Genomic DNA, 18,211 nt, shown 5'->3' with positions numbered 1-18,211 from the left:
TTGACCGGTGACGCAGCGCCGTGTCGCTTTTCGACGACATCGACGACGTCGAAGGGCGTACTCAAGCCGCGACGGGAAGCGGATGTGGCACCGTCGTGGCCTTCATAGCGTTGGATACATGGAAACTATCAAGCATCTACACTGGCCGCTGATCCTCGGACTGGGTGCCATCGCACTGGTCCGGCCACTGGCCAACATCATGAACATCTCCGACTACTTCAGCAAGGGAACGGTCGCGCTGACCCTTACTGCAGCCATCTCCCTGGCGTGGATCCTCATCGTCGGGCTGAGCCGGGTAAGCCATCCGGTGCTCGTGCTGGTCTTCAGCGGGCTGGCCTACGCCGTGTACTCGACGTTGCTGAGTGGGGTGCTGTCCCCGATCCTGAACGGCGAGCTGCAGGGGCCGTTGGCGACGCCGATCGCGATCCCTGCGATCCTGATCGTCAACGCAGTGTGGGGCGCCGTCGCCGGGGTGCTGGCGCTGGTGGTGCAACGGCTGCGCGGGGTCCGACCGGGCCATCCCGTGACCGGCCAGGCCCGGCGATGAGCGGCGACCGGAACGGAGCCCGACCCATGGGCGCACGGCCGGTCCACGGCGTTCCATCGACAGTCACCCGCCGCACGATCCTCTTCGGAACGGCCGCGGCCACGCTGCTGGCCAGCGCCGGCTGCGTCCCGTACTCCCGCGATGCGATCAACACCGTCGGCGACATCACGTTCAATAACCCGCTGCGGATCCCTGCGTTGGCCGCCTCGACGGTCGACGGCGATGGCGTCCGGACCTTCGACCTCACCGCACACGCCGGAACCACGGAGTTCCTGACTGGAAAGCAGACGCCGACCTGGGGGTTCAACCGGTCGTATCTGGGCGAGACGCTGCGGGCCCGCCGGGGTGAAAAGGTGCGTTTCAATGTCCGCAACGAGCTGGATGAAACCACCACCGTGCACTGGCACGGCATGCACCTGCCCGCCGAAATGGACGGCACCCCGCATCAGCCCGTGCGCCCGGGCGGACAGTGGCATCCGCACTGGACCATCCACCAGCAGGCCGCGACCCTCTGGTATCATCCGCATCCGCACGGCGAAACCGAGGACCACGTCAATAACGGACTGGCCGGCATGTTCATCATTGACGACGACGAATCGGACCGGCTGGACCTGCCCGGTCGGTACGGCGTCGACGACGTGCCGGTGATCGTCCAGGACCGCTCCTTCGACGACGAGGGAGAGTTCACCACCAGTTACCGCGGGATCAACGGTTTCCTGGGTGACAACCTCCTCGTCAACGGGACCTACGCACCCTACCTGGACGTGCAGACCGACTTGGTGCGGCTGCGTATCCTCAACGGGTCAAGTGCAAGGATCTACAACTTTAAGTTCGACGACGGCCGCCGCTTCGACCTGATCGGCACCGATGGCGGATTGCTGGACCGCCCCCGGCAAATGAAGAACATCGTCCTCTCCCCCGCCGAGCGGGCCGAGATCATCGTGCGGATGAAACCCGGATCACGCACGACGCTGCGTTCGGCGCCGCAGGAATTGGGCGCCGGTTTCCTCACCACCGGAGCGGGAGGCAACGACCGGATGGACGTGCTCCAGCTGCGTGCCCGCCCGGCGCTTGAGCCCGGCGGCCCACTGCCAGCCCGGCTGGCCGCCGTCGAACCCCTCCGGCCGGATGCATCTGCAACCAAACGCGAGTTCGTCCTGGATGGCATCGAGATCAACGGCAAGCAGATGGACATGGGTCGGATCGACACCGTGGTGCCGGCCAGCAACCTCGAAGTCTGGACCGTGCGGAACGTCGCCGGGCAACCGCACAACTTCCACATCCATGACGTCCAGTTCCAAGTACTCGAAGTCGACGGCCACGCTCCGCCGCCGGAACTGACGGGGTCCAAGGACACCATCTTCCTGCCCGGCAAATCCGCGGCCCGGATCGCCGTGCCCTTTGGCACGTACACCAATCCGCGTGTGCCGTACATGTACCACTGCCACCTGCTGTGGCACGAGGACCGCGGAATGATGGGCCAGTTCACGGTGGTGGACCCGGATCAGGTCGAGTCCGCACCCAGGACGCTCAACATGAAGGAGATGCACAGTCATGAATAACGACCCGTTCCAGGCACCGGACTACGCCAGCCACGGCAGGCGTGGGACCAGACCGGGCATAGTGCTGCTCAGCGTTCCCCTCGGCGCCATCGCGGGGTTCATTCTGGGTATAGCCGTCGAGATGGTTGTCGGCCTATTCGCCGGATTCGCGTTCAACGCCGCCAACCCGGGGGACGCTGCAGCCTTCATGTGGCTGGCCTCCCTGCCGGGCGCGGGTGCCCTCGCTGGCGCCGTGCTTGCGCCCGTGTTGTACGTGGCAACTTCCAAACGACGGCGTAAATAGCGAGCTGCGATGTCGAACACTGCGATGTCGAACAGACGGGCGCTGTTGAGGACCGACCGCGCGCTATTAAAGACCAGAGAGCCGCAGCCGGACCACGTCCGGCTGCGGCTCTCACACGATCCACGAAGAAGTACGCTCCGCGCAGTGGTTCAGCGCAGTGGTTCAGCGCAGTGGTTCAGCGTTCGTTAATCCATGCACCTCGATCGGAGAAGAACGAGAAGATGGGTTCGTATAGCATCACATAGGTGCCGGACTGAGCGCCTTTGCTGTCGAAGCAGACATCACCGCTCGTCGTTCCACCCGGCGCGATTTGACCGCCGCTGAGGGCGTTGTCACTGCCCATCACACCGGTGTTCAGGATTGTCCCGCCCGGTTCCTGCATCTTCCAATCGAAGGCGTTGAAATCGATCGTTTCCTCCGAATTATTGGTCAAAGAAACCGTCGAACACAGGGTTGGCCCCATGGCCGCGTTGCCCGCTGTGAGCGCAGAGGACGTGACAGTCACGTCGCCCAGCTTCAGCTCGTCTCCGGCTTTACCCACGACGTCACTTTGCTGCGCGCCGGGAAAGGCAGGTTTTGCCTCTTCCCCGGCCGGCGCCTCGTCGGCGGACGAGTTGTCGCCGGGCGCATCGTCGGCTGCAGCCTTTTCGGCGGATGCATCGTCGGCTGCAGCGTTTTCATTGGCCGGCGCCTCCACGCTCTGCCCGGTATTCAACGACTTGTCCATAGCGTCGACACCAGCGCCGAGAGCTGCTGTCCAGATGCCAGCGATGATCACGGCCAAAACCCCCAGGATGGTGCCGGTGATCGCCATGCCCTTCTTGCGGTTCTTCAGGAAGAGGCCGATAACGCCCAGAATGACTGCGATTGGCCCCAGGAAGAACGCGACCATTCCGAGGAGCGGGATCATGGCCAGCACAATGGCCACGATGCCGACGACGAGGGCGGCCACACCCAGCCCGTTGGGCCGCGGAGCCGGAGGCTGCTGCGGATAACCGTAAGCTGCTTCCGGCCCCGGAGCAGGGTTGTATTGATTATTCGACATTGTTTTCCCCTAGAGATGCGAATGATGAACGGCCCTGTTTACAGGGACCGGTGAGACCATGTGAGCCTCACGAGACAAACACTATGGTGCGGCTCCGACATTTTTACGGGACACCTGTCCCGGTTCGGTATGGCGGGTGTAGGCACGACTGTTGCCGCATAAAACGATAGCACGTAGTACTTGAAGAAACAAGTTTTGCGACGGCGGACGGACTTGGCCGGTAAAATCCAAAATCCACCCGAAGGGACAACCCTTGCCGTGACTGTGAGACGGGAATAGGCTCCGTGTGATGAAGACTGCGAGGATCCGATCATTTATCGCCGGGGCGCTTATGGCGAACAGCGCTCCCCACATTGCAACTGCCGCTGCCGGCCGGCGACATCTCACCCCACTGGCCGGCGCAGCATCCGGTCCGGTGGTCAATGGTGTTTGGGCAGTTATGAACGTCGCAGGAGGTGTGCTGCTGCTGCGCGCCGACCGGGCCGGAAATGTCCGACGATGGGACGACGACCTCCTCGCTTTCGAAGCCGGCTACCTGGTGTTCGCTGCGTGGATGGCTGGATCCGAGCGAATACTCTCACCTAACCGGAATTGAACGCGGCCGCTTCTTCACCACGCCATCCCGGAGACAGACGCATGGTTGTTCGGGCGAGCAGGAACAATTGCCGCTTTACCGCATTCGTGCAGCGGAAGGCCCCATTGCCCTGCCTCTCCAAACATTTCCACTTGCCGCATCCCTATCGTCGTGAGTGAACTGGCCAGCCTGGCCGACGGGAAACCCTGCCAATACGACACGATGGAACCGCGACGGCCTAGAAGGGTGCTTCGTCAGGATCGATTGCCGGCGTTCCGCGGTTCATGATCGTCGTGCCGCCGTTTGTGATCGTGGCATCTGCGGCGCCCTCGTTTTGTTTCTTGGCGTTGGGCACTTCCCACGGATCGATTCCGCCCCCTTTCCTTCCACCGCCCATAGCATTTCCGCCAGACGGGGAAGGCTTGCTCTGGTTTTTGGCTTTGTTGAGCAGGGTGGCGATGTCGGGTACTGCCCGCATTTCGGGTAGTGGGCCTTCGGGGGTATTCGAGTATTTCCTGCCGGCCGGTGAGGTCCAGTCCACTCTGCCGTCGCGGTGCTGGATATCCCGCCAGAGTTTCGCGGTCTTGAGGGCATGGCCGGGTTTGCACAACGGCTTGAGGTTCGTCAGTTCGGTTTGCCCTGTCGGGTATGGGACGGTGTGGTCGAGGTCGCAGTGACGGGCGGCTTTGTTGCACCCGTACCCGCGACACGTCCGGTCGCGCAGCCGCACCATTCTTTGCAGGTCCTTCGGCACCGCATAGCTGTCCCGCCCGTACGACAGTGGCGCCCCCGTCTCCGGATGCGTGAGTAACCGCTTGAACGACGGAGCGTTCGCGGCCAACTGTTTGGCGGTGTCCTCATCGATGGGACCGTACCCTTCCAGATCGGCCGGCTCATCCGATAACCCCATCAGGGTCAGCACCGGCACCACTACCGTCACCTCAGCCTTAATCCCGGCATAATTCGGAATCCGACCCGAACCCGGCGGATCACCACCGGCAGGCGGATCAACGCCGCCGGGTGGTCCGGCACCACCGGGGCCGGCCGATCCGGTGCTTCCGGCTATTCCGGGTGCTGCGGGTCCGGTCGGGGCCCCCGGTGGCGGGTTTGTGCCGTAGAACCCATCGTTGGGGCTGCCGGTCAGGGCCGCTGGCGGTAGTCCGGTGCCGGTGCCGGTATGGAGCAGGTCCGCTGCCACATCGGCGCGCAACTGGGCGAGATCACGGGGTTCTCCGGGGCCCTGTAACGAACGCGCCAATCCCGTCAGCCGGTTGAACGCCGCGGTGGCAGCCTCGGCCGGCAAATACATACTCAACCAGCACATCCCGTCCTCGACCGGCTCCACCACCACCATCCGATCAGCGGCAGCCTTCTGCTTACGGCGGGTGATCGTCTCCGGGTGGGAGCGTTCCCGCACCCTGCGTGCCTTCGCCGCGACCAGGTGCTTCGCCCTCCCCGGAGCGAAGCCCACCATCTCGGCCTCAAACCCCGGGTACGCCTCACGCGGGAGGGTCCCGCACTGATCGGCAATCACCTCAGCCTGATCCGGATGCAACGTTCCTTGCGCCAGAGCCTCCAGGGTCACCGGCAGGCCGGTCGTGAGCAGGCGGCTGTGCCCGATCAGTTTGTCCGTCGCCCGCTTCGATAAATCCAGCACCGTGCCGATCTCCGACTCCGCGACCATGGACGCCAACTGGTCGGCATCCGGCCCCGCCGGAGGCAACACATCTTCCTCACCGACCCGGTCCCCGGCCGTGGCACACACCCGCGAAACCGCCCTCACCTTCAACGCCTCAGCCGCGGAGGCGAGCCTGGACGCCTCGTCCAGCAGATTCACCGCCTGCCGATAATCCAGATCTTCCGATTCAATGCAGGCCAGCCCATCCACGATCCCCCGGGCCAGCACCGGCACCTCCTTGAACCCGGCAGCGCGGGCAATATCGACCCGCAGATCCAGCTCGACGCCCAGGCCCTGCCACCCATCTTGAACATCGGACATCGACCACCCCGACAACCAAAACCACCCGCCCGCACCGGAAGCACCGGCACCCGGCTGGCCGCCGCCGTCGTCGTCACCATCCACTCGAACCGTCATAAAAATAGTCAACCATCGAGCACCGACAGTTTTAGAAGAATCAGACCCCAAAAAATAACAAGCAGATAACGAAAATCCGCGATCCATCCCGGCCGAAGCTGTTAAGAACTAAAGCCCCACGCGCTGCAGAAGTGGGTGGCTTAACTTACAGCCCGGGCGCACAAGCCGAGCCACAGCTGCGACCGTGTCAACGCAACCAAGCTTCATTCGCCATGCCAACGTGGCCTACTTATGCCAGGTTCTGCCCGACTTCCGGACCGCATAATGGTGGCCTTCGGTGTCGGTTTCGATTTCGATGTCGCGCAATTCCCGGTCCGACTCATTCTCGTACGCATCGTGCTTGTGCACAATCGGCGCCTTGGGGTCGCCGCGGTCAGCTTCGCCGAACAACCTGGCCAACTTGCCGGTTGATCGCATCCATATGTCGATAAAACTTCGGTGCCCAGTCATCGCTTTCACATCCTTGGAACCGTTGCTCTCCATTTTAGTCGCCGGACCGGTTTCCGGCTATGGATCTGGCGCTCTGCGCCCCCGATACGACGGTCAGGACAGCTCGTCCCGGACAAACGCCTCGTTTTCGGGCCGGCGCAGGTGCGAGAGCATCCAGCCGACCAGCAGCACGGCGAATGGCAGCAGCACGAGCACCCATCCGAGCGGGCTCAAGCCCCACGAGGTCGCTGCCGGGTCGACGCCTTCGGCGGTTGTTCCGGCGAGCAGGCCGAACCGGGACATCAACAGGTATTCGCCGATTAGCAGGCCGGCCATGGCAATGAGCGGCGCGATGGTCGTGGTGAAGATGTTCTCGCCGTCCCGGTGGCGACGGAAGAAGGCGATGACGGCGACACAGACCAGCGCTTCGATGAGCACAATGGCGACGACGGCGAGGCCGCTGAACCAATAGAACATGTGCAGCACTGGTTCAAGCCCGGCGATGATGAAGGTGATGATCACGGCGGCGGTGACGGCCGACGTCGTCAATGAGCCCCGCTGTGGCGCACCGTTGGCGTTGGTTCCGCCCAGCGCGCGGGGCAGCACCCCGCCGCGGGCAAGCGCGAAGACGTACCGGCAGGCGGCGTTCTGGAACGCGAGGGCGCCGGCAAACAAGCTGGAAATCACCAGCACGCTCATCACGGTTGCCATCCAGGAGCCGACATATTGGGTGGCGAGGGTGAACAGCACCGCTGCCGGATCAGCCAGCGGGACGCCGTCGACCGTTGAATACTCAACTGTCTTGGCCACCACGGATGAGGCACCCATGCCGGTGACCAGTGCGAAAGCGGTCACCGCGAACAGCGTGGTGATGACGCCGACGGCGAGATAGGTCGCCCGTGGCACGACCCGCTTGGGGTTCTTCGATTCCTCACCATAGATAGCGGTGGCTTCGAAGCCAATAAAGGAGGCAAACGCGAACGCAAAGGCGATACCGGCCGAGCCCGCGAGGCCTCCAACAAGGATGGCGCTCGGCGAGAAGGAGGCGGCGAAATCGTATCCCGCGGGGCCGCCGTCGATCAGGATGGCGATGGCGGTGACCACCAGGGAAGCGAGCTCGAGGAGCATCAGCACCCCGAGGACCTTGGCGCCGACGTCGACACTTGCCAAGGACAGTGCAGTGATCACCAGCCAGGCGGCCAGCGTCCAGAACCACCAGGGCAGATCCACGCCGAGGGCTGCCATTTGCCCGGACATCAGCCCGCCGAAGAATCCGAAGATCGCCAGTTGAATGCCGATATAGGCGATCAGCGAGACGAATGCGGCGCCGAGCCCGAGGTGCCGCCCCAACCCCCGACCGATGTAGGCGAAGAACGCCCCGGCGTTGGTGACACGCTGGCTCATCGCCGCGTAGCCGACGCTGAACAGCAGCAGTGTCAGCCCGACGGCGAGATAGGCGCCCGGCGCGGCGGCCCCATTGCCCAGCACGATGGCGATGGGAACGGCGCCGGTCATCCCCACCAGCGGCGCCGCGGCGGCCACGACGAAGAACACGATGCCGATGACGCCGAGCCGGCCTCCGCGCAGGGATGACCGTGCCTCCGGTTCTTCCCGGGTATGCGTGTGATCCATTTTCCTACTCCTCATTGAGCTTGCCCCCAGCAGGCGCGATTGATGTTGCAGTTCTTTTCGTACTCAGGCGGCGGACTTGTCGTTGATGGGTGGCAGCTGCTCTCCCCTTGGTGGCAGCTGCTTCTGCATTAGTGGCAGCTGCCGCCGTCGTCGTCGCCGCAGTGGCAGCTGCCGCCGTCGTCCCCGCCGCAGTGGCACGCGGTGGCAGGCGGCGGGACGTCGAGGGTTGGGTTGCGGTCGAAGAAGCCCGATGGCTTGAGCTTGAATCCGACGGTGTCCACCGGCATCATCGGCCAGTCCTCGGTGCGCGGGAAGTGGGTCAGGCCGAAGCTGTGCCAGAGAACAATGTGCTGGCCATCCAGGTCGCGGTCGGCCTGCACGTATTGGGGCAGACCGGCGCCGCCGCTGTGCTGGTTGACGAAGTCGCCGGCCGGGTACCGCTCGTCCTCGGCGTACCGGGTCACCCACAGGTCGCGAGTCGCGAAGGTGGCGCGGGCCGCGATGGACGAGTCGTCGTCGGCCAGCAGCGTCGGCAGTCCGGATGGATACAGGGTGTAGGCGGCCGGCTCCCCCAGCCGGTTGGGCGATTGAGGGTTGGTGATCCGCCAGACGCGGCCCTTGGACTGGTCGGCCGTACGAGCGGCGTCGGATTCGCGAACGACGGCGGTGCGGCGCCGGCTGAAGGCGTTGCCGCGGGGGTTGGATTCCGACGTCGGCTCACGGACAACTTCCTCCTCCTCAACCCGGTTTGCGGGTCCGTCGACGGCCATGTCCAGCCGGGCGCAGAAGAGGTGCTGGTGGTACGGGGCCCCGAGGCCGGGCGCCATCTGTGACCTGTAGTCGCCAGTGCCCGGATAGGCACTGGTAAAGACGACGCCGGTGGCCTTGGCTTCGAACTCGATGGTGCCGTCCAGGTACAGGTACCAATAGAAGCCGTAGTCATAGTTGCCCACGGTGGTGAAGAACGAGACGACCAGGCGCCGGTTGCGGCGGGTGTAGCTGACCCCGCTCCACAGGTCGCTGTGCTTGGCGAGGATGCCGGCGTCTTCCTCGTGGATGCAGATGGCGTTCTTCAGCTCCTGCGGGTTGCCGCGCTCGTCGGCGAGCACGGGGCTGAGGTAGGTGATCTCTCCCAGGCAGTCGCAGCCGAGTTCGAGGGAGTTGGCGAAGCGGCCAACGAGATATTCGCCGGTGTCGAAGTAGTTCTGCCAGGAACGGACGGGGGACGGATCACCGTAGGGAACCACCATTTCGGCGATGGAGGCGCGGTTGATGATCTGCCGGTTCCGCTCGCCGTCGCGGAAGGCGATGTTGTGCAGCACCACGCCTTCGCGGGCGTCGAATCCGATGTCGAAGTTCCACTTCTCCCACTCCATGTGGTTGTCTTCGAGGGTGAAGCTGACGCCTTCGGGCTGGGTGATGGAAATGGGCTTCTGGGTGGTGCGCAGTTCCCCGGTCATCTCCGGGTCGGTATAGTTTCCGCTTTCCTCCGGGATGGGAACAGGACCGAAGTCGAGCACCTGGTCCACAGTGCGATTGACGGTATCGACGTAGGCCACCAGGCCGTCGACCGGGTGGGCCCAGGCGCTGTCTTCGTCGAAGTCCTGCACGAAGGCCAGCCCTCGTAGAATGCGCCGCCCTTTCTCTTGAGGGTATTCGAAGACCCCGGCGGACAGCGGCGCCACCCGCACCTTCTCGACGTCGAGATTCCGCGTGGCGAGCGCGGCCAGCCACTCGTCGTTGCCGGCCAGGATCTGCTCGACGGCCTCAAAGTCCTCGTCCAGCACGGGCAGTTCGCCGGTGACGCTGGTGTCGAGTTCGACGACGGATTCGACCGTGCCGCGCGTCAGGGAGACGACGACGTCGGCCGGGACTCCGCCGTCGACGTCGTGCAGCAGCGCCCTCACCCGGCGGGTGGCTGCGCCGTCCGGGACGGCGCTGTCCGGGGCTGGGCTGTCCGGGGTCGCGGCCTGCCATGGTGCGGGGCTGGTCTCTCCATCGCGGGGCGGATCAAGCAGTCCGAAGTATGCGAAGCGGGTTCCATCTCCGACGTACCCGGCGTCGGCGAGGATCCGGCGCGCTGCCGCAACCTCGGCGCTGCCCAGCAGGGCGTATGCGGACCGCATGGTGGCTGAAGCCTGAACAGTCTCTGGCGTGGCGGACATTGCTGCCTCTCATCCCCGGCGAGCGCTGCGTCACAGAATCCTGTAACGTCGCTCACAATTTATTTTCTACAGTTGGAGAATCATAGGCACACGTAAACTTGTCTGGCAAGGAATTGCCGCCATCTCCGAATCAAGGAACTGATGCAGTGCCGAAATTAGTGGACCACGATGCCAGGCGTCTGCACCTCGTGAAGGTGACGTGGCGGGTCATTGCCCGGGAGGGAATCGACGGGGCCACGATGCGCGAAATCGCCACCCGCGCGGGCTTCGCCAATGGCGCGCTGAAGCCGTATTTCGGCTCCAAGGACGAGTTGCTGGCCGCCTCCTTCCAGCATGTGTTCAACCTGACCAATGAACGCACGGAGCAGTCCACCGCCGGGTTGCGCGGTGTCGAAGCACTGCGGGCGTTCTGCCATGAGGTGCTGCCCCTGGACGAGCAGCGGATTCTGGAGGCGCGCATTGTGATTCCGTTCTGGCAGAAGGCACTGACCGATCCGGACAAGGCGCAGCAGCACGAGCAGGACATGAACCAGTGGCGGGCGCAAATGCTGGGGTATTTGCAACAGGCCCGCGATGACGGCGGGATCACCCGTCAACTCGACGACATTCAGGTGGTGCGCCATCTGCTCTCCACCACTATGGGGGCGCAGATCATGGCGGTGCTGTATCCGGCGGAATTTTCGCCGGCGCAGCAGGTCGAGGCGCTCGAGGCCTACCTGGAGATGCTGCGGCAGGCCCCGCCAGAGTGAGCTGAGCTGCGCGGACGGCGTGAGCTGCGGCGTCGGATGAGAGCCGCCGCGTCGGGTGTGATCCGCGTCGCGTCTGGAATAGCACGACGGCGGCGCAGGTTGCCTCCGGTGGAATCCTCCCCGACGAAAAGAGTGCCTCGTGAACCTGCTGTCCCCGCTGACCCTCGGCGATGTCGACATCCCCAACCGGGTCATCATGGCGCCGCTGACCCGGTTGCGGTCCGGACATGATGGAGTGCCAAATTCGCTCAACATCGAGCACTACCGGCAACGCGCCTCGCTCGGACTGCTGGTCAGCGAGGGGGTATATCCCGGCAAGACCGGGCAGGGTTACCCGGGCCAGCCCGGACTGGTGACGGAGGAGCAAGTTGCCGGTTGGGCCAAGGTCACCGAGGCAGTGCACGACGCCGGCGGGCGGATCTTTGCCCAGGTGATGCATGCCGGTCGGGTCAGCCATTCCGACGTGACCGGCGGACTGCAGCCGGTGGCACCGAGCGCCATCGCCATCGACGGCCAGGTGCGTACCCACGACGGCAAGCAGCCATACCCGGTCCCCCACGCGCTGACCGAAGCGGAGATCGATGGCGTCATCGAGGAGTTCGTGCAGGCGTCAAAGAATGCCATCGCCGCGGGCATGGACGGTGTGGAGATGCACGGGGCCAACGGTTACCTGCTGCACGAGTTCCTCTCCCCTGAGTCCAATCAGCGCACCGACGACTACGGTGGGTCCGCCGCCAACCGGGCGCGCTTCGTCATCGAAGTTGTCGCGGCCGTGGCGGAAGCGGTTGGGCCGGGCCGGGTGGGACTGCGGATTTCTCCCGAACACAACATTCAGGATGCCTTCGAACGCGACCACGAGGATGTCAAGGCCACCTACGGCGCCTTGCTCGAGGCGCTCGCACCGCTGGGCCTGTCCTACCTGAGCATCCTGCACAAAGAACCTTCCGGAGACCTGGTGCAGGATCTGCGGGCGGCCTTCGCCGGGCCGGTGCTGGCCAACAGCGGCTTCAGCGTGATGACCAGCCGCGAGGAGGCACTGGCCCTGCTCGACGGCGGGCACGCCGACGGCGTCGTCGTTGGCCGGCCCGCCATAGCCAACCCGGACCTGATCCGCCGCTGGGCCGAAGACCTGCCGCTGAACACACCGGACCCGTCCACGTTCTACACCAGTGGCGCCGAAGGCTATACCGACTACCCGGCACTGCGGAACTAAACGTGCAGAACTAGAACAGCGCAGTGAGCACGGATTAACACCAAACAGGCTTCAGGCGTGTCCTGTGCGGCGTGTCGGCACCCGACACGCCGCACAGTTTCCCGGTTGGTGTTAGTTCGTGCCGGCCACCCGCTCTATCGCCGCGGCGACGGGCGCGACGCCGTCTTCGGCAAGCAGCTTCCGGGAGATCCCACGGGCGTTTTCGGCGTACGACTCTGTAGTTTGTGCCTGCCTGATGGCCCTTGCGAGACCGGCCGGCGCGAGATTCTTATACGCAATCGGCTCCGGCCCCGCCCCAAGTGCGTGGATCCGCGCGGCCCAGAACGGCTGGTCGGTGAAGATCGGCACGGCGACACTGGGAACCCCGGCCCGCAACGCTGCCGCCGTCGTGCCGGCCCCGCCATGATGGACGGCAGCGGATACCCGCGGGAACAACCATTCGTGGGGGACGGGGCCAATGCTGATCGCGTCCCGCTGCGAAACCCCGTCGACTCCCTGCAGGACGGCCCGCACGCCGGCCCGTTCGACGACGTCGAGCATGAAGTCCGCGCCCATCGCACCTGTACTGCCACATCCGATAAAGACCGGAGCCGGTCCGTCGGCCAGGAACGCTTCCAATTCCGACGGCGGCGACCATGCAGCGTCCACGTCGGGCCACCAGTACCCCGTCATCTGCAGCCCGTTTCGCCAATCCTTCGGCCGCGGGACGACGGCGGGACTGAACCCGTGCAGGATCGTGCTGTCACGCCGGCGGCGCTCCGCTTCTGACCTGCGGCGTGATTTATCCGCCAGCCCCAGCTCCCTGCGGATCCGGGCAGTCGGCTTATCGTAGGGAGCCGGGCCATGGGCGATCAGGGAGCCAAGAAGCTTGTTTCCGGCGGCTGTGAAGTTCCGTGCCGTGCCCAGGGTCACCGGCGCATAGGCCCGGCTCGGTTCAATCGGTTGCAGGAAGACACCCATGGCAGGGATGTTCAGTGCTTCGGCGACATCGAAGGCATAGGGTGCAATGGAATTGGCCAGCACGACGTCGGCGCCCGCTTGCGCCGCGGCCAAGGTGCCGTAAGCGCCGAGATCCATGTAACCGGCGAGCTCATTCATGTACCGCCGCAAATCTGCCGGCTTGGGTTTTTGCCCTGGCGGCGCCGGGTTCACCAGTTGGCCCAGGTCCCCGGCGAGCTCACGGTATTCGAGCCCGGCAGATTCGATCAACGCCAGCTGCGCCGGGTTCGCGGCAATGGCCACATCGAACCCATAATCCGCTTGAAGCCGGGCGCCAAGACCTGCCATTGGGGCAACATCGCCCCTCGTTCCGGGAGCAACGATCAACACGCGCATACTTGGCCTTCCACGTAATTGCGAACACTGTTCGCAATCAATAGTATAGGAAACGGGAAGAACCGGCGAACCAGGACGGACGACGATATCGATGGCCACGGCACAGCACACCGGCGTCTGGACAAGACCGGACCGTGCGGCCGCCGGGCCAAAGCCGCGGCACAGCCGTGACTCCATCGCCCGGGCAGCCATCGACGTTGCCGACAAGGATGGACTGGAAGCGGTATCGATGCGAAGCGTCGCCGCGGCGTTGGGTTCGGGCACGGCGTCCCTCTACCGCTATCTGAAGTCGCAGGACGAACTGATCGAAGTCATGATTGACGCGGTCAGCGCCGAATATGACCTCGAGACCCCCTCCGGCACCGCCGCCGCGAAGCTGACGGACTTGGCGTTCCAGTCGCGGTCGATCATGCACCGCCACCGGTGGCTTCCGCCGCTTTTACTGACCCGGCCCGCCCTGGGACCGAATAGTCTCCGATATCTCGAGTACGCGCTGTCCGCCCTGTCCGGTGCCGGTATCGGCGAAAGCGCAAAGCTGCGGACCGTAGCCATGCTCACCGCCATCACCGCTGCCCACGCCCTCAACGAACTGAGCGCCGCCGGCCCCCCGGCCGCTGACGGTTCACCCGGGGAATACTTGGCAACTATCGCCCGCTCCGGCCAGTATCTGTATCTGGGCACGGCCTTGGCCAACGCCTCGCCGGTGACCGATCCCGACGAGACATTCCGCGAGGTGATCATCGGGCACCTCGCCGGAGCCGGGGTTCGTGACCAGCGGTGTGGCCGGCACTCTTAAATTAGTACGCCCGGCCGGGGGAGCCCGGCCGGGCGTACGGCACATGAAGTGCCTCAACCGCGCATGCCTTCAGGCCAACCCAGTAATTGGCCGGGCGGCCGCGCGGAAGCTTTCTTCAGTTTTAGACGCGGTAGAAGACCGGGCCTGAACCGACGTCGACACTTTCAACGACGGTCTTGTTGCCTTCCCAGCCACTGTGGATGGCCTCACCGTCACCGATGTAGATGGCGATGTGCGCGACACCGGCACCGCCGTCAGCGTAGTAGGCGATATCGCCCGGCTGCGGGCTCGACACCGGGGAAGCGAACTGCAGCAGCGACTGGACCGACTCATCGCCAACACCGCTGACTCCGGCGGCCTGCAGGGCCTGCTCCACCAGTGCGGTGCAGTCCTGAATGGCTCCCAGCTGGGATTGTGCGGAGGACAGCATTGCGGCGTTACCCCCGGATGACGGGATCTCTGTGACGTCCGAGCTCACCGTGGAGACGGAGGACCCGGCATCGGAGGAAACGGAAGCTCCGCCACCACCGGTCGCAGGGGCTGACGCGGTTGCTGCAGCTCCCGCCGAGGCGCCACCCGATGCTGATCCCGAAGCGCCGGGGATCTGGATGGTGTCACCGGGGTAAATGACGGAGTCCAGGCTCAGCCCGTTCGCAGCCAGCACCGCGTCGAGGCTGACGCCGTGCTGCTGCGCGATGAGGGCCAGCGTGTCTCCGGACTGCACGGTGTGGGTGCTCAGGCCGGTCTGAGCCGGCGCAGCCGGCGCACCCGACGCTGCCGCGGATGTGGATGCGGCACTGAAGGAGGATGCGGAACTGGAGCCGGCATCCGTCGCTCCGGCCTGGGCCGGGGCTCCGATTCCCAGCATCAGGGCCGATGCCGCGCCGACCACGGCGGCGGACCGGCCGATGACGCCGGCCTGCGACGTGACCGCGTTGGAGACGGATTTGATGGCGCTGGTGTTACCGGCAAGCGCGCGGTGGCGCGCCTGAACATTCTTGGACAAAGTCTTGCCTCTCCCAATGCCTGCGGGGTGAGCTGACGGGTTCGGATGGGAGGCACCCGGCCATGTGGCCATCACCAGCTGGGACTGGCTGAAGACCATGCGGCTTAACCCCTGGGTCTCCGGATGGCTTGGAGACCCTGCGGTTCCCCCGCCTCTGCCATGTATGTGTTGCGAACGGCCTTGCAGCAGAGGCAGAGCTGGGCAATCTGCGCAAGGGTGCCGGTCACTCTTGCGGGCCGACACTGCGGCCAACGTACACGGGCATATCTCGGATTGTCACATTTTGATAACGACGACGGCGTGGCGCCGTGGTCCGTCGCGTGACGATCCAGCTCACAAGCGCCGGAGCACCGGGGTTTCATGACGATCCAGCTCACTGCCGCCGGAGTATTGGGGGTGCCATGGTGAATTGGCTGCACGACTCTCATACACCCGGCACACGCAGGCGCACAAGTGGCCATCTTAGAAATCTTGATAACGGTAAGGTAACATTGAAGGGATCTCCACGGCCCCTGACCGCTATCCCACGGAGGCTCCCCACCCCATGACCGCCAGCGCGGAGGTTCCCGCCAAACCACAGCCGGCTTCACAGCCGGCCGCACCGTCGGGCCCACGGAAAGACATTCAGGGCCTGCGGGCACTGGCTGTTGCCCTGGTGGTGTTGTTCCATCTGTGGCCGGGCAAGATCAGCGGCGGTTACATCGGCGTCGACGTTTTCCTGGTAATCTCCGGCTACCTGATCACCGCCCACCTGCTGAAAAAGCCACCGCGCACCGGCCACGATCTGTGGAAGTTCTGGGCACGCCGGCTGCGGCGCCTGCTACCGGCCGCCTTGGTGGTGCTGGCCGTGACGGCGGTGGCTGTCCGGCTGGTCGCGCCGAGCACCCTGTGGGCGGAAATCTCCAAGCAGATCATCGCCTCGGCCATTTATGTGCAGAACTGGGCACTGGCTGCCGGGTCGGTCAACTACATGGAATCCGACGCGATGGAGAGCCCGGTCCAGCATTTCTGGTCGTTGTCGGTCGAGGAACAGTTCTACCTGGTATGGCCGCTGCTCATCCTGGCGGTTGCCTGGGTGGTGGCCCGCAGGAGGAGCCGGGCCGGCGCGGGCCGGGATCCTGAGGCGGAGAACCTGGCCAATATACGTCTCGCACGGACGGTGATTGGCGCCGTCGTCGTCATTTCACTGGCCTTCTCCATCTGGTTCACCGCCATTGAGCCGGCCTCCGCGTACTTCATCACCCCGACGAGGATTTGGGAGCTGGCCGCCGGCGGCTTCATTGCCACGTTCGCCACCATGAGCGCACGGAACCCGAACAGTCGTGTCGGCGTCGTGCTGTCATGGGCCGGGATTGCCGCGGTGTTCGCGGCCGCGTACTGGTACACGTCTGCGACGCCGTTCCCCGGCGTGGCAGCGCTGCTGCCTGTCGCCGGCACCGCCGTCGTCATCCTCGCCGGGTCCGACCATCCCCTCTCCCCTACTGGATTCCTCAAGCATGGACCGATCCAGTGGCTCGGTGACGTCTCCTACTCGGTGTATTTGTGGCACTGGCCGCTGATTGCCCTGCTGCCGTACGTCAGCAACGGCAGCCTGGGCATGCTGGACAAGGCCGTCATCCTGGTTGCCACATTCGTGCTGGCCGGACTCAGCAAGGTCCATGTCGAGGACCGGTTCCGGTTCGCCAAGCCGCATGCGCCGCTGCGCCAGAGCTATCAGTTTGCGGCCATCGGAATGATCGCCGTCGTGCTGCTCGGGTCGTTGCAGTGGACCGAGGCCGAGGTGCGCAAGGAAGCGGCCGAACAAGAACTGGCTGCCGTGGAGGACAAGAAGACGCCCTGCCTCGGTGCTGCGGCCTTGGTGAAGGGTCCGCCTGAATGCGAGGTGGATCCGGACGGGAAGGTGGTTCCCGAGCCCGAACTGGCGAAGACAGACAAGGCTGATATCAACGAAGAGAAGTGTTTCCCGGAAGGCCGCTACGACAAAAAGCTGTCCTGCAGCTTCGGCTCCGGCGACACGGAAATAGCCCTGGTGGGCAATTCGCATGCACGGCACTGGCTGCCCGCGCTGCGCGAACTGGCCGATGAAAAGGGCTGGACGATTGACACGTATATCATCTCCAAGTGCACCGCGACCGATGCAAAGCAGCAGTTCGACACCGAGAAGAAGAGCCAGGACTGTTACGAATGGGGGCAGTGGGCACAGGAACAAACCAAGGGCGATAAGTACGACCTGGTGATCACGTCCGAGCGCCAGTCAGCGCCGATCGTCGGCCACAGCCTGGCGGACAGCGGGCCTGCCGCCGTCGAAGGGTACGAAAGCTACCTGAAGGAGTGGGCCAAGGCCGGCACCAACGTACTGGCCATCAAGGACCCGACCTACCCGGGCATCGACGTTCCCGAATGTGTGGCGAAAAACCCCGAAAACCAGACGGCCTGTTCCGGGTCCTCCCAGGACTGGAAGGTCCATTCGGATCCGCTGATCCAGGCGGTGAAGAACATCGACCGGAAGAACATCAACCACACCAGCTTTGACGACTTGGTCTGCGCGCCGGACCGCTGCCGCGGGGTCAATGGCGGGGTAATCACCTATTTCGATTCCTCGCACCTGTCGGCGACTTATGTGGAGACGATGGCGCCGTATATGGCCAAGACTTTCGAGAAGGCACTGCAGCGCTAGAGCATGTCTCCTGATACGTGCCCCTGGCCCCATGTCACATGAGGGCTACCACTGGCTCTACCTGCTCACCGGCCGCCTCTGAATGACCGCAGGGACAACGTTT

Annotated in this window: 15 protein-coding genes and 1 riboswitch; of the genes, 8 read left to right on the top strand and 7 right to left on the bottom strand. The window is 64.5% G+C overall.

All coding sequences use genetic code 11. The annotated features are described in order from the left end of the window. Positions 1 to 118 precede the first annotated feature (118 nt). The 3 genes from H535_RS0107520 to H535_RS0107510 are packed head-to-tail and all read left to right on the top strand — an operon-like array spanning position 119 to position 2,392. Positions 119 to 547, top strand: a complete 429-nt coding sequence (locus H535_RS0107520; protein ID WP_026819061.1) for a hypothetical protein — start codon at positions 119 to 121, stop codon at positions 545 to 547. Positions 548 to 573: 26 nt separating this feature from the next. Beyond that, positions 574 to 2,109, top strand: coding sequence for a multicopper oxidase family protein (locus H535_RS0107515; protein ID WP_035768728.1), 1,536 nt, complete (start codon positions 574 to 576; stop codon positions 2,107 to 2,109). Then, entirely contained in the window at positions 2,102 to 2,392 is a 291-nt protein-coding gene (locus tag H535_RS0107510) for a hypothetical protein (RefSeq protein WP_026819059.1), read from the top strand. The genes H535_RS0107515 and H535_RS0107510 overlap by 8 nt, the downstream gene beginning before the upstream one ends. Positions 2,393 to 2,567: 175 nt before the next feature. Here H535_RS0107510 and H535_RS27685 read toward each other — a convergent pair whose 3' ends face one another. Continuing rightward, entirely contained in the window at positions 2,568 to 3,437 is an 870-nt protein-coding gene (locus H535_RS27685; protein ID WP_051298769.1) for a DUF4190 domain-containing protein, read from the bottom strand. A 289-nt stretch (positions 3,438 to 3,726) separates the two neighbouring features. Here H535_RS27685 and H535_RS0107500 point away from each other — a divergent pair, with 289 nt between their 5' ends. Further along, positions 3,727 to 4,032: a hypothetical protein gene (locus H535_RS0107500; protein WP_155838609.1), complete on the top strand. Its 306-nt coding sequence runs from the start codon at positions 3,727 to 3,729 to the stop codon at positions 4,030 to 4,032. Between the two features lie 217 nt (positions 4,033 to 4,249). Here the strand turns inward: H535_RS0107500 and H535_RS24110 are convergent, their stop codons facing one another. The 4 genes from H535_RS24110 to H535_RS0107480 all read right to left on the bottom strand — a co-directional run bounded on the left by H535_RS24110 (position 4,250) and on the right by H535_RS0107480 (position 10,332). Then, positions 4,250 to 6,106: an HNH endonuclease signature motif containing protein gene (locus tag H535_RS24110; RefSeq protein WP_162144864.1), complete on the bottom strand. Its 1,857-nt coding sequence runs from the start codon at positions 6,104 to 6,106 to the stop codon at positions 4,250 to 4,252. A 225-nt stretch (positions 6,107 to 6,331) separates the two neighbouring features. Next, on the bottom strand, positions 6,332 to 6,556 hold the full coding sequence (locus H535_RS0107490) for a hypothetical protein (RefSeq protein WP_026819057.1): 225 nt from the start codon (positions 6,554 to 6,556) through the stop codon (positions 6,332 to 6,334). Between the two features lie 93 nt (positions 6,557 to 6,649). After that, a complete protein-coding gene (locus tag H535_RS24105; RefSeq protein WP_035768724.1) occupies positions 6,650 to 8,167 on the bottom strand; it encodes an APC family permease in 1,518 nt (505 codons plus the stop codon). A 128-nt stretch (positions 8,168 to 8,295) separates the two neighbouring features. Continuing rightward, a complete protein-coding gene (locus tag H535_RS0107480; RefSeq protein WP_026819056.1) occupies positions 8,296 to 10,332 on the bottom strand; it encodes a primary-amine oxidase in 2,037 nt (678 codons plus the stop codon). A gap of 146 nt (positions 10,333 to 10,478) precedes the next feature. On the opposite strand from H535_RS0107480, the gene H535_RS0107475 reads away from it, so the two are divergent. Further along, the gene (locus H535_RS0107475; RefSeq protein WP_026819055.1) at positions 10,479 to 11,081 is read left to right on the top strand and encodes a TetR/AcrR family transcriptional regulator; all 603 of its coding nucleotides are present in this window, start codon (positions 10,479 to 10,481) and stop codon (positions 11,079 to 11,081) included. Between the two features lie 139 nt (positions 11,082 to 11,220). Next, positions 11,221 to 12,294 carry an alkene reductase gene (locus tag H535_RS0107470; RefSeq protein WP_026819054.1) on the top strand — a complete coding sequence of 358 codons (1,074 nt, stop codon included), beginning with the start codon at positions 11,221 to 11,223 and terminating at the stop codon, positions 12,292 to 12,294. Positions 12,295 to 12,405: 111 nt separating this feature from the next. Here H535_RS0107470 and H535_RS0107465 read toward each other — a convergent pair whose 3' ends face one another. Further along, positions 12,406 to 13,629 (bottom strand): glycosyltransferase, encoded by a 1,224-nt coding sequence (locus H535_RS0107465; protein ID WP_026819053.1) that lies wholly within the window; start codon positions 13,627 to 13,629, stop codon positions 12,406 to 12,408. Positions 13,630 to 13,720: 91 nt separating this feature from the next. On the opposite strand from H535_RS0107465, the gene H535_RS24100 reads away from it, so the two are divergent. Continuing rightward, on the top strand, positions 13,721 to 14,425 hold the full coding sequence (locus H535_RS24100; RefSeq protein ID WP_051298767.1) for a TetR/AcrR family transcriptional regulator: 705 nt from the start codon (positions 13,721 to 13,723) through the stop codon (positions 14,423 to 14,425). A gap of 121 nt (positions 14,426 to 14,546) precedes the next feature. Here the strand turns inward: H535_RS24100 and H535_RS0107455 are convergent, their stop codons facing one another. Continuing rightward, positions 14,547 to 15,431, bottom strand: coding sequence for a C40 family peptidase (locus H535_RS0107455; RefSeq protein WP_026819052.1), 885 nt, complete (start codon positions 15,429 to 15,431; stop codon positions 14,547 to 14,549). Positions 15,432 to 15,434: 3 nt separating this feature from the next. Next, a riboswitch (cyclic di-AMP (ydaO/yuaA leader) is annotated at positions 15,435 to 15,621 on the bottom strand. Positions 15,622 to 15,975: 354 nt separating this feature from the next. On the opposite strand from H535_RS0107455, the gene H535_RS24095 reads away from it, so the two are divergent. After that, positions 15,976 to 18,108, top strand: coding sequence for an acyltransferase family protein (locus H535_RS24095; protein WP_051298763.1), 2,133 nt, complete (start codon positions 15,976 to 15,978; stop codon positions 18,106 to 18,108). Positions 18,109 to 18,211: the final 103 nt, after the last annotated feature.

Source organism: Arthrobacter castelli DSM 16402 (genome assembly GCF_000430705.1).
Classification (GTDB): domain Bacteria; phylum Actinomycetota; class Actinomycetes; order Actinomycetales; family Micrococcaceae; genus Arthrobacter_C; species Arthrobacter_C castelli.
The sequence above is the reverse complement of the archived record's forward strand: the minus strand, read 5'-3'. Positions and strand labels throughout refer to the sequence as shown.

Bases quoted from the DNA above. Each gene is read 5' to 3' on its own strand.
- H535_RS0107520 (WP_026819061.1), top strand. From the start codon at position 119: ATGGAAACTATCAAGCATCTACACTGGCCGCTGATCCTCGGACTGGGT.
- H535_RS0107515 (WP_035768728.1), top strand. From the start codon at position 574: ATGGGCGCACGGCCGGTCCACGGCGTTCCATCGACAGTCACCCGCCGC.
- H535_RS0107510 (WP_026819059.1), top strand. From the start codon at position 2,102: ATGAATAACGACCCGTTCCAGGCACCGGACTACGCCAGCCACGGCAGG.
- H535_RS27685 (WP_051298769.1), bottom strand. From the start codon at position 3,437: ATGTCGAATAATCAATACAACCCTGCTCCGGGGCCGGAAGCAGCTTAC.
- H535_RS0107500 (WP_155838609.1), top strand. From the start codon at position 3,727: ATGAAGACTGCGAGGATCCGATCATTTATCGCCGGGGCGCTTATGGCG.
- H535_RS24110 (WP_162144864.1), bottom strand. From the start codon at position 6,106: ATGACGGTTCGAGTGGATGGTGACGACGACGGCGGCGGCCAGCCGGGT.
- H535_RS0107490 (WP_026819057.1), bottom strand. From the start codon at position 6,556: ATGACTGGGCACCGAAGTTTTATCGACATATGGATGCGATCAACCGGC.
- H535_RS24105 (WP_035768724.1), bottom strand. From the start codon at position 8,167: ATGGATCACACGCATACCCGGGAAGAACCGGAGGCACGGTCATCCCTG.
- H535_RS0107480 (WP_026819056.1), bottom strand. From the start codon at position 10,332: ATGTCCGCCACGCCAGAGACTGTTCAGGCTTCAGCCACCATGCGGTCC.
- H535_RS0107465 (WP_026819053.1), bottom strand. From the start codon at position 13,629: ATGCGCGTGTTGATCGTTGCTCCCGGAACGAGGGGCGATGTTGCCCCA.
- H535_RS24100 (WP_051298767.1), top strand. From the start codon at position 13,721: ATGGCCACGGCACAGCACACCGGCGTCTGGACAAGACCGGACCGTGCG.
- H535_RS24095 (WP_051298763.1), top strand. From the start codon at position 15,976: ATGACCGCCAGCGCGGAGGTTCCCGCCAAACCACAGCCGGCTTCACAG.